The following is a 10,953-nucleotide window of genomic DNA, read 5'->3' on the forward strand; positions in this document are numbered from 1 at the left end:
CATCGTATTTTTCCTTAATCTTCTTGACCATCTCTGCTACAACTGGGTCTGGAGTCGCTTTTTTAGCTATTTCAGCTGAAATTTGCTGAGGATTTCCCAAAAGTTGGTTGGCCTTAAAGGTAACTTTACCGATATTATGTAAGTAGCTGCCAGTCTGGTTGTAGGTCACATTTTCTCCGTAAGTAGTGGACTCAACTGTATGAGAGTGACCATCAATCACGGTAACACGTTTGCCTCTGAGTTTTTCATTTGCAGACAGGGCTGCCGCTAGAGTAGAGCCGCGCCATTCAAGTGGCGTCGTAGTATCGATACCTAAGTGAGCCAGAACAACATAGTTTTTGTAAGTCTTGCCTTCTGCAGCTGCACGTGCTTCGACCTCGTCAATCACCCGATTAACCTCTGTGATTGGATCCGCGAAGGTCACACCTTGAATGTTTTTAGGGTGAGTTTTTGTAGCTGTCTCAGGAGTGGTCACCCCAATCACAACAAACTCATCACCTTCTACATTCTTATCCTTGTCCACAATGGTTGAAGCTTGGAAAACACGTGCATTGTTAGCATAAGTATTGGAGCTAAGCAGTGGGAAATTGAGAATTTCTTTGTATTTTTTGGCTTCATCCAAACCAAAGTCAAATTCATGGTTTCCGACCGCCATTGCATCATAACCAATTTCATTCAGAATCTTCGCACGTTCTTCCCCTTTTGAACTGTTTGAAATTGGCAGACCTTGGAAAGCATCACCTGCATCCACAACGAGAGTTTGAGGATTTTTCGCACGTTCTTCTTTGATGACAGCTGCAAGCTTGGCATCTCCGATAACACCTTTTTCTTCCACGATACGACCGTGTACATCATTTGTGTGAAGAATAGTTGCCTCAGGCAAATTTGCTTCAGGAGCCGCCGCACCTGATGCATCCTGACCATTAGCAGCTATAGCTGCATTCACACTAGCTTCATCGGCAGATTCACCACTAGTCGGTGCTACTTCAGTTTCAGCTGGCTGTTGAACAGAGTTGCTAAGATTTGATACTGTCGTAGTTGGTTGGACATCATCCGCCGCAACTTGATGGGCCAAAAAGGCAGGCGCCAAAAGGATTGTGGATAAAACAGGTAAAATAAGATGCTTCTTTTTCATCAAAAAGCTCCAATCTATGTTTTTTGTAATATTATACCGTTTTTTTGTAAAAAGTGAATCTTATTTGGTCAGATTTTAACCAAGTCCTCTCTTTTCCTCCATAATAAGAAAAAACGCCCCAAATCTGAAAGGGACGTTGCTATTCTATGAATTAAAACTTAGGCTTGGAAGACAATCTCTCCATCGCAGATGGTATATTTGATTTGTCCTTTTAGTTCTTCTCCAATAAAAGGTGAGTTGGCTGCTTTGGACGCAAAGTGATCGGAGACTAAGCGGTCAGCTTTAGGATCGAAAATAGTGATGTCAGCCGGACCTGCTTCGGCCAGAAAACCAGCATTAAAATCATAGAGACTAGCTGGATTGACCGTCATTTTCTCTAACAGTTGCATGAGGCTAAGGTGCCCTGCTTCCACCAGATAGGTCAGCCCCAGAGAAAGCGAGGTTTCAAGACCAGTCATACCAGATGGTGCCTTGGTGATATCCGCCACATTTTTCTCGTCGGCATGGTGTGGTGCGTGGTCCGTTGCAATAACGGAAATGATACCCGATTTGAGCCCTTCAATGACACCCATACGGTCAGATTCCAACCGCAAAGGCGGATTCATCTTAGCACTGCTGCCCTTAGTCAACAGCAGAGACTCAGTCTTGGAGAAGTGCTGAGGTGCTGCTTCTGCCGTTACCTGAGCCCCCAGTTTTTGGGCAAACTCGACAACCTTGACACTTTCTGCCTTAGATAGATGCTGGATATGGACATGGGCTTTAGCATCGTAGGCAATCATGACATCGCGAGCAATCATACTATATTCGGCCACACCTGTCGCCCCGCAAAAATTAAAATGCTCTTTGGCGATATTTTCATTGAAGCCCAGAATACCGTTGAGTCCTGGATCTTCCTCATGCAGACAAATAAAGGTCTTGTTTTTCTGGCTTCGATCAAGGCTTCTCGAAGAACCTTTGAACTTTCCAAAGGAATCCCGTCATCTGAGAAGCCAACGGCACCAGCAGCCAAGAGAGCTTTGAAATCTGTCAAATGCTGGCCATCGAAACTCTCAGTAATGGTCGCGACCGACTTGATATGAATATTTTCACGACTAGCTGACTCTAGCACTTCCTGCAGCGTTTCAACTGTAGAAATGGTCGGATTGGTATTGGCCATCATAACGACCGTTGTAAAGCCGCCTGCTGCCGCTGCCAAAGCTCCTGTGTGAATGTCTTCCTTATGAGTCTGACCCGGCTCCCGAAAATGAACGTGAATGTCAACCAGACCGGGGGCAACGACCAAACCACTGGCATCTAGAACTTGGGCATCAGTCGCTTCCAGATTTTGGCCGATTTTGACAATTTTCTTGCCCTCCACCAGCACATCACACACTTGATCTAGACCAGACTTAGGATCCATTACACGGCCATTCTTGATTAGTAGCATTTTTTATCTCCTTTATTCGTAAAAATCCACCTGCGTATCGAGCAGTTTATCACCATCATAAATAAATTTGGCTGAAAAGAAGGGCTTATCCTCCAGCAGCCATTCAACAAAGGTATGATCTCCTTCCCAAGTCGGCTTTGAAAGAACCTGATCGTAAGGCACCCATTCCAGCGTCCCTTCATTGCAATCAATCAACTCCCCCTCAAACTCCGTTACCTTGAAAACATAGGTATACCAGTCCAAGTCGGGAGTGAATTCTGGAAAAGTAATAACACCTTTTAGGACAGGCTTGGCCTTTAGCCCTGTTTCCTCTAAAATTTCGCGAGCAGCGCATTCCTGCGGGGTTTCTCCCCGCTCTAGCTTGCCACCGACACCAATCCATTTCCCGGCATGAACATCGTTGGGCTTTTTGTTGCGGTGCAACATGAGAAACTCCCGACCATTATCAATATAACAAATCGTTGCTAACTGAACCATACTACCTCCTATACTAACCAATTGATAGGCTCCAAGCCTTTAGTAACTAAAAACTCATTGGTGCGGGAAAAAGGTTTGCTGCCAAAGAAACCACGATAAGCAGACAGCGGACTTGGATGAGCCGACTCAATAATCAAATGTTGGGAATTACTAATCAAAGCTTTTTTCTTGCGGGCGTAAGAACCCCAGAGGATAAAGACAACCGGATCTGACTTTGCATTAACGACCTTAATAATGGCATCCGTAAAAGGCTCCCAAATCAAGCCGGCATGAGCGTTGGCTTGGCCAGCAGGCACTGTCAGTCCAGCATTGAGCAAGAGAACTCCTTGCTGAGCCCATGACGTCAAATCATGCGACTCTTTCACTCCGATATCATCAGCCAGTTCTTTGAGAATATTCTGCAAAGAAGGCGGTGCTGGAATGTCATCAGGGACCGAAAAACTCAAGCCCTGCGCCTGTCTCGGTCCGTGGTAGGGATCCTGCCCTAAAATAACCACCTTAACATCCGCCAAATCCGTCGTCTGAATGGCATTAAAAACCTTGTCGCGAGGTGGGTAAATGGTTCCTGAAGCATAAACTTCGTCTAAAAAATGATTGATTTTTGCAAAATAACCTTCTGGCAGCTGCTCCTTAATCAAAGCATGCCAAGCTGAATGCTGCATCTTCTCTCCTTTTTATTTTACATTCTATGTTTACGAGCAAGGGATGACAATAGGTCTCCTTAGACCTCATTTTTTCCAAAACTTCATGCGATTCAAATCTAGCGGATACTGAGTCAAGCCCACAGCTGACAGAATTAGAATTTGCGGCAGAAACTGAATCAGATACCGGGTCTTCCCTCCTTCAAAAATCTGTAAAAAGAGCAAACCTCCAAAGACTGCCAAGATTAAGAAATTCAAAGAGTCGTCTGGTCGGTATTTCCAAAGGGCAAAGACAAGCCCCAAAGCCATGATAATCCAAACCACCTGCTTAAGTAGCGAATAATAACGATAACTATCTTTATCGGAATTTAGGAAAAAATCACGGATAAACTGGGTAAATGCATTATCTTTTGTGCTTTCATAAAGCGGTGAAATATAGGGCGTTTTTTCATGTTCAACACTCCGATAGAGCCAGCCCAAGTTGCCTTCGGCAACCGTCAAAGATTGCTTATAATACAGATGTTGAAGAAAGGTCAGTGGAGTGTATTCTTTCAGACGTCGCTTGATTTCTTTAATGACATTTTCGGTAGCAAACATTCCATTATTGTAGTCATCCCGCTTATCAGGATCAACATATTGCAACAGCCCTTCCTTCATATCCTCCTGATCGTGACCAATATTGGTTAAACCCAGATTGATGAAAAGTAGCGGTCCTTTGGCCAATCCTTCCCCTTGGATAATCGGCACTTCTGTCTGATGAGCTAAACCGTAATGAAGCGGAAGGTAGCCTGCTGAAAAGCTTAGAGCAAAGACTGCTGCCGTCAAGAAAAACTTTTTCCAGTTTTTCCTCAAAAACAGGACTCCAAAAACAGCAATCATCAGAATCATCACTGTCGGACGAATCAGAAAGGCAAGACTGGTCAGAATTCCTAGCAAGAGGCTTCTGCCAATGATTGGTCTGATTTTTTCCTGATTTTTGAGTAAACCAAGAGCCAGAAAAATCTGTAGACTAATCAAAGGCAGGGGTGGAATGTCTGTGTACATGGACATGTAATAAGGTGAAAATCCGACCAAGGCCACATAAAGGCTAAAAACCGCATCGGCTGTAGCCTGCGAAAAATACCGTTGACAACCTTTGTAGAGGATCCAAGTCGCAATATTGACGTAAAAAAGATTGAGTCCCTGCATAATCCAAAGAGCTGCTTCGCCAAAGAGATTAAAGAAGAAACGCTCATAGAGAAAGAGGGGCAGATTATTAGGATTGCGCGTCAGGTAGCTGGAAATGGACGACTCCTTCAGGTACTTGAAAGCCCCTGTGAAAACTACCGCTGCATCCCGCCTAATCAAAAGCTCAGCCGATAAGAGCATGAGGAGCTGAAAAATAAGAGCTGCCAAAGCAATAGCCAGCTTGTGCCTCATTAGAAAATGATAAGACTTTTTGAGCTGAAGCCGATAGCGATCCGCTAGAAAGGCCAAGACGCCAAACAAAATCAGAGCCAAACTACTCAACTGCGACACATGAAAAATAGCTGTAAACAACCAATGAATGCTCAATACCAGCATGATTTTTTGCAGGATCGAAAAAGTGACATGATAAATCTTAGACATGGCTTTATTATAACAAAATCAAGCACTTTTTGCTATTTTAAAAAGTGAGCAGAGCCCAAGTAAATCTTAAAAAGGAGACAGGGACATCCTCGTCCCGCCTCCTCGTACCTTCTTAATTTTGCCAGTTTTCTTGATCGTCTTTAAACTTCTTCAGCAAAGCCAATCCTTCTGCATTGATGTAGCCTTCTTGCTCAGCCAAGTGGATAAGCTCTGTGTAGTTTGACAAGGTCACCAACTTCACGCCTGCATCCGCAAAGTTCTTATCCGCCTTTGGCAATTCGTAGGTGAAAATAGCTGCAGAACCGATTACATCTGCTCCTTCACGCTTGGCTGCCGCAATAGCATCCAAAACAGAGCCACCAGTGGAAATCAAATCTTCAATGACAACCATCTTTTGACCAGGAGCCACCCGGCCTTCAATCTGATTGCCCGCCCCGTGATCTTTTGGTTTGCTACGGATATAAGCAAAAGGAAGATTCATCTTGTCAGCAATGATAGCCCCGTGAGGAATACCTGCTGTTGCCGTACCCGCGATCACTTCCACATCAGGAAATTCCGCACGAATTTTTTCAACAAAGCCATTTTCAATCAAAGTCCGAGTCTCTGGGTAGGCCAAAGTCACTCGGTTATCTGTATAAATCGGTGATTTAATCCCAGAAGCCCAAGTAAAAGGCTCCTCTGGTTTCAAGTAAACCGCTTTGATTTTCAACAAGTCGCGTGCAATATCGTTGGCTAAAGTCATTTTTTACTCCTTATAAATCTGTTTTTTAAGCTATTCGTTTCGTTTGAAGGTTTCATTTGAAAGTCTTATTTTTGCTTAGCTGTTCCACTGTCTCTTAATTTCATGATAGGCATCCCAAGGATTTTCAGCCTGAATAATCGGACGACCAACCACAATATAATTGCTGCCAATCTGATGAGCTTCCTGCGGCGTCATGACCCGTTTTTGGTCACCTATTTCAGCACCTGCTGGCCGGATACCTGGCGTCACGCAAAGAAAATCGTCCGCCGTAGCTTCCTTGATCAGCTCAACTTCCAAGGCTGAACAAACAACCCCATCCAGCCCAGCTTCCTTGGCCTTGCGGGCATAATTGACAACGGATTCCTGCACGGTTGTTTGGATATTTTGGCAGTCGCGCATGTCTTCTTCACTGGTCGAAGTCAACTGGGTCACCGCTACCAATTTAGCATTGTCGCCGAGAACTTTTTTGGCCTCCCGCATCATCTCAACACCGCCAGCTGCATGAACTGTCACCATATCAATGCCGAATGTTCCCAAAACAGACATAGCTGAACGCACGGTATTAGGGATGTCGTGCAATTTCAAATCGAGGAAAATACTATGTCCCAAACCTTTCAGATAATGCACAATTTCTGGACCAATGGCATAAAAGAATTCCATGCCGATTTTGACGTACAGTTTTTCATCTTCAGGAAAATGCTCCAGGAAGTTTTTGACATCATCAAAGGATGGAAAGTCTAGGGCGATAATGGGACGTTCTTCACGCATGAGGTAGGTTCTCCTTATTATTTACTAAAAATAGCAATGATTTACAATCATAGAAAAAACCTTGCCCGAGAGCAAGGTTACACGAAAATTAGGCAGAATCTGCCATTTTAAACGTATGCGCCTTAGAGCCTCTCTGGACTTCTTTAAAGGTTTTATCTTAAACATTCTATAATTTACTGGGAAGTTTGTCAAGAGAAAATCGAGCTTAAAGTAAATTTTCTCTGACTTCTTTTCTCAAGCTTTCTAGGTTTTCAATGCCATATTTATCCATGACCTGCGGCAAGTTTTCTATGATGTTGGGGCAGGCATATGGATCGGTAAAATTCGCCGTTCCGACACCGATAGCTGATGCTCCGGCGATAAACATCTCCAGCGCCGCCTCTGCCGAGTCGACTCCCCCCATACCAATAATTGGCAATTTGGTGAACTGCGCGACTTGACGGATTAGCTTGAGAGCCACAGGAAAGACAGCTGGACCAGACATGCCTCCCGTTCCATTGGCAATGATGGGCCGCTTCGTTTTCAGATCGAAGCGCATTCCCACCAAGGTATTGATCATGGTTAAGCCACTCGCACCAGCATCTTCTGCTGCTTTGGCCACTTGGGTAATATCTGCTACGCTGGGGGTCAATTTGACATAGACTGGGACTTGGGAGACAGCAACTGCTGCTTTTACTGCTTCATAAGCTAGCTCAGGGACTTGCCCGATTAAAAGCCCCGCATTGCCATGGTCTACATTGGGACAGGAAATATTGAGCTCAATTGCCTTGACATTGGGGGCTTGAGAGATTTTTCCAGATACATAAGCATATTCTTCATTGGAAAAACCGGCCACATTGGCAATAATCGGCAAATCTGGATAATGCTTGGCCAGCCAAGGAAGTTTTTCCGCCAAAACTGCATCTACACCTGGATTTTGGAGGCCGATAGCATTGAGCATACCAGCTGGCGTCTCAGCCACACGGGGCGTTGGATTGCCAAAGCGGGGATGTTGCGTCGTCGCTTTGATCATGATAGAGCCCAGTAGATCCAAGTCATAGTATTTGGCATATTCTTGACCGAAGCCAAAACAACCTGAAGCTGGAATGATTGGATTTTTTAGCTCTAAGCCTGGCAGAGAAATTTTCAAACGATTTTTAGTCATTTCTTTATCCTCCTAAAGCACGATGGTTCCAGTCTCAAAAACTGGTCCGTCTTCGCAGACCCGCTTATTAACTGCTTCATCCTGACCTGCTACATGAACGACGCAGGCATAGCAGGCGCCCATGCCACAAGCCATCCGTGACTCCATTGATAGATAAGCATGGGGATGATCATGAAATTTTCGATCCACATACTGGAGCATACCGGGCGCCCCGCAGGAATAGACCGCAACAAAATCCTCATTCAGCTCGTCGACAATGGTTGATACATAGCCCTTTTGACCATAAGTTCCATCATCTGTAGTGATAAACAACTGACTACACTCACGAAATTCTTTTTCCAAAATGACCGCAGATTGATTGGCAAAGCCTAATACTGCTATAACGTGGGCACCCTTAGCATGCAGTTCTTTCGCTGTTTGTAAGAGAGGAGGCACACCGATACCACCGCCGATAATCAAGACCTTGTCCCCCTTCCCTACAGGAGACAAATCAAAACCATTGCCCTGAGGCCCCATGACATCAAGATAGCTGCCGACAGGGAGCTGAGAGAAGATTGCCGTACCGCCACCTTCAACTCGGTAAATGATCCGGCAGATTTGCTGCTCTCGATCAATCTCCGATATTGAAATGGGCCGTCGTAGCAGCTTACTATCATCTGGCACTCGGATGTGCAGGAATTGCCCGACCTGCATCTGGCTCACCATCTGGCCTCTCAGACGCATCGAAAAAATCTGAGGCGCAATTTCTACTTGATCCAGCAGCTCCATTTGCTCCAGCATAATCTTGCCAAATCTCTCTTTACAGCTTTCGCTAACCATGATACCCTCTTTCTCCTTATATGATAAAAACCTCGCCACAGCAAGGTTTTACAAAAGAAAGGCATTTGAGCCTTCTGTTCTTTTTCCGTTTCCTTGCAGTCTCTCTGGACTTCCTTAAAGGTTGAATTTAAAATATTTTACAACTTAAACTGTGTTTTGTCAATGCTAATATGATAAAATAGACCTATGAGAATTCAACAATTACACTACATTATCAAAATCGTCGAGACAGGCAGCATGAATGAGGCTGCCAAGCAACTTTTTATTACCCAGCCTAGTCTATCCAATGCCGTGCGGGATTTGGAAAATGAAATGGGTATTGACATCTTCATCCGCAATCCCAAGGGCATTACCCTGACCAAGGACGGCATGGAGTTTCTTTCTTATGCCCGCCAAGTGGTAGAGCAGACCCAGCTGCTGGAGGAACGCTATAAGAACCCCGTCGCCAATCGCGAGCTTTTCAGCGTTTCGTCCCAGCACTATGCCTTTGTGGTCAATGCTTTCGTGTCACTTCTAAAAAAGAGCGACATGGAAAAATACGAGCTCTTCCTACGGGAGACTCGAACTTGGGAAATCATCGACGATGTGAAAAACTTCCGCAGCGAAATCGGTGTGCTCTTTCTCAACAGCTATAACCGCGATGTCTTATCCAAAATGCTAGACGACAGCCATCTGATTGCGACCCATCTCTTCACAGCGCAGCCCCATATCTTTGTCAGCAAGTCCAACCCGCTGGCCAAGAAGAAGCTGGTACAACTGTCCGACTTAGAGGATTTCCCTTATCTCAGTTATGACCAAGGTACGCACAATTCCTTCTACTTTTCAGAAGAAATCCTTTCGCAGGAGCACCACAAAAAGTCTATCGTCGTCAGCGACCGTGCAACCTTATTTAACCTCCTGATCGGTCTAGATGGCTACACTATCGCGACCGGTATTCTCAACAGCAACCTCAACGGTGATAATATCGTCTCTATCCCACTGGACATCGATGACCCAATCGAGCTGGTCTACATCCAGCACGAAAAAGCCAGCCTGTCCAAGATGGGAGAGCGCTTTATCGAGTACCTGATTGAGGAAGTACAGTTTGATAAATAAAGTAAAACACCTAGAAGCAGGCAGCTTACTGCAGGCTCTAGGTGTTTTTTCTATTTTTGAGACTTGGTTTCCCTTCAGGTTTATCAGATGGGGGAAAGGTTGGAGTCACTCAATCTTTTCTTTCTTCAATTCTCATCCCTCCCATTCCTAGGCTACACTTTGTACCGACTCCAGCATACTCACCGAATCTTAGGAGCATCTGCGCATAAGCTTTTAGTGTGGATGCTCCCTTTACCTGAATCGTTACCCTGCCTTCAAAGGCGGGGTATTTTCGTCCATGAATTGGAAAATAATGACTTTTTAGATGATAGCTGGTGATTTGGCTATGGTCTGCTAAAAACTGCAGGGTCTCCTCTTCGATTTCCGCTCTTCCTTCCACCAGTCGACTGTATTTTTGCATCAAACTTTGAAAGATCAGACGTGTGTCTGGAAATAGCACAAACTGCCCCTGACGCTTAAAAGTCGTTGGCGTATAAAAATGGACGCGTATCAGGTGGGAAGCATCATCATCTTGGTAAATATCCAGCAAGGTCTGCTGGGACAAGGAGTGGATTTCCGCCTTTTTGATAAGGATTTCCTCAGCGCAGCTCTCTAGCTTGATGGTTTCCAAGTTTAATAAAGGAGCTAGCATTTGCTGTTCCGCCTCTTCTGAAAGCAAATTGACAACCCACACCGATTCATCGCGCGTGGAGCTTAGATTCATCGAATAGGGATTGGTCTCCTGCTCATGGAGAAAGGTCGCAAAGTCTGGCGAAATGTTTGCCATCAAAAAGCCCTGAAGCTTACTGATCAATTCTTCATCTTTTAGTCTTGTCTTTGATAAATGTAACTCTACTTTCTTCACACGGTCTCCTCTCCATACTGCAAAAGCGCCAGAAAAAGGCAAAAGAATGTTTCACCGATTTCATGGCGCCCTTTAGAACGATTATTATTTACTGAGCTTATTATATCAACTTTTGAAAGCGTTGTCAATATTTTTAAAACGTTTGAGAAAAACGAACGTTAACAGTCAACATCCTTTTTTCTTGGCAAAGCAAAAATCTAAGTAGAAAACAAAAAAGCCCCCATCTACTCCGTCCCCTCTCGAGGTTTAGGGGG

10 protein-coding genes and 1 pseudogene are annotated in these 10,953 nt (G+C 44.7%); 1 reads left to right on the top strand and 10 read right to left on the bottom strand.

The genetic code is table 11. The features are described 5' to 3' along the window. The 9 genes and pseudogenes from STRDD04_RS00675 to STRDD04_RS00715 form a co-directional block, all read right to left on the bottom strand. The coding region (locus STRDD04_RS00675; RefSeq protein ID WP_197460058.1) for a metallophosphoesterase at positions 1–1,135 on the bottom strand (1,135 nt) is incomplete at its 3' end. Between the two features lie 158 nt (positions 1,136–1,293). Then, a pseudogene (locus tag STRDD04_RS00680) lies at positions 1,294–2,561 on the bottom strand (dihydroorotase). Positions 2,562–2,573: 12 nt separating this feature from the next. After that, positions 2,574–3,038 carry an NUDIX hydrolase gene (locus STRDD04_RS00685; RefSeq protein ID WP_062198475.1) on the bottom strand — a complete coding sequence of 155 codons (465 nt, stop codon included), beginning with the start codon at positions 3,036–3,038 and terminating at the stop codon, positions 2,574–2,576. An 8-nt stretch (positions 3,039–3,046) separates the two neighbouring features. Then, positions 3,047–3,700 carry a uracil-DNA glycosylase gene (locus STRDD04_RS00690; RefSeq protein ID WP_062198477.1) on the bottom strand — a complete coding sequence of 218 codons (654 nt, stop codon included), beginning with the start codon at positions 3,698–3,700 and terminating at the stop codon, positions 3,047–3,049. A gap of 66 nt (positions 3,701–3,766) precedes the next feature. Then, positions 3,767–5,287, bottom strand: a complete 1,521-nt coding sequence (locus STRDD04_RS00695) for a glycosyltransferase family protein (RefSeq protein WP_062198478.1) — start codon at positions 5,285–5,287, stop codon at positions 3,767–3,769. 112 nt (positions 5,288–5,399) lie between these two features. After that, a complete protein-coding gene (pyrE, locus tag STRDD04_RS00700; protein WP_062198479.1) occupies positions 5,400–6,029 on the bottom strand; it encodes an orotate phosphoribosyltransferase in 630 nt (209 codons plus the stop codon). Between the two features lie 75 nt (positions 6,030–6,104). Then, the gene (gene pyrF, locus STRDD04_RS00705) at positions 6,105–6,797 is read right to left on the bottom strand and encodes an orotidine-5'-phosphate decarboxylase (protein ID WP_037618089.1); all 693 of its coding nucleotides are present in this window, start codon (positions 6,795–6,797) and stop codon (positions 6,105–6,107) included. A 205-nt stretch (positions 6,798–7,002) separates the two neighbouring features. After that, the gene (locus STRDD04_RS00710; protein ID WP_062198480.1) at positions 7,003–7,941 is read right to left on the bottom strand and encodes a dihydroorotate dehydrogenase; all 939 of its coding nucleotides are present in this window, start codon (positions 7,939–7,941) and stop codon (positions 7,003–7,005) included. A 12-nt stretch (positions 7,942–7,953) separates the two neighbouring features. Further along, complete coding sequence (locus STRDD04_RS00715) at positions 7,954–8,760, bottom strand: dihydroorotate dehydrogenase electron transfer subunit (RefSeq protein ID WP_062198482.1); 807 nt, start codon at positions 8,758–8,760, stop codon at positions 7,954–7,956. 186 nt (positions 8,761–8,946) lie between these two features. On the opposite strand from STRDD04_RS00715, the gene STRDD04_RS00720 reads away from it, so the two are divergent. Continuing rightward, positions 8,947–9,855 (top strand): LysR family transcriptional regulator, encoded by a 909-nt coding sequence (locus STRDD04_RS00720; RefSeq protein WP_062198484.1) that lies wholly within the window; start codon positions 8,947–8,949, stop codon positions 9,853–9,855. Between the two features lie 109 nt (positions 9,856–9,964). Here the strand turns inward: STRDD04_RS00720 and cas6 are convergent, their stop codons facing one another. After that, complete coding sequence (cas6, locus tag STRDD04_RS00725) at positions 9,965–10,699, bottom strand: CRISPR-associated endoribonuclease Cas6 (protein ID WP_062198486.1); 735 nt, start codon at positions 10,697–10,699, stop codon at positions 9,965–9,967. Between the last annotated feature and the right edge of the window lie 254 nt (positions 10,700–10,953).

It is taken from the genome of Streptococcus sp. DD04, from assembly GCF_001578725.1.
Taxonomy (GTDB): Bacteria; Bacillota; Bacilli; order Lactobacillales; family Streptococcaceae; genus Streptococcus; species Streptococcus sinensis.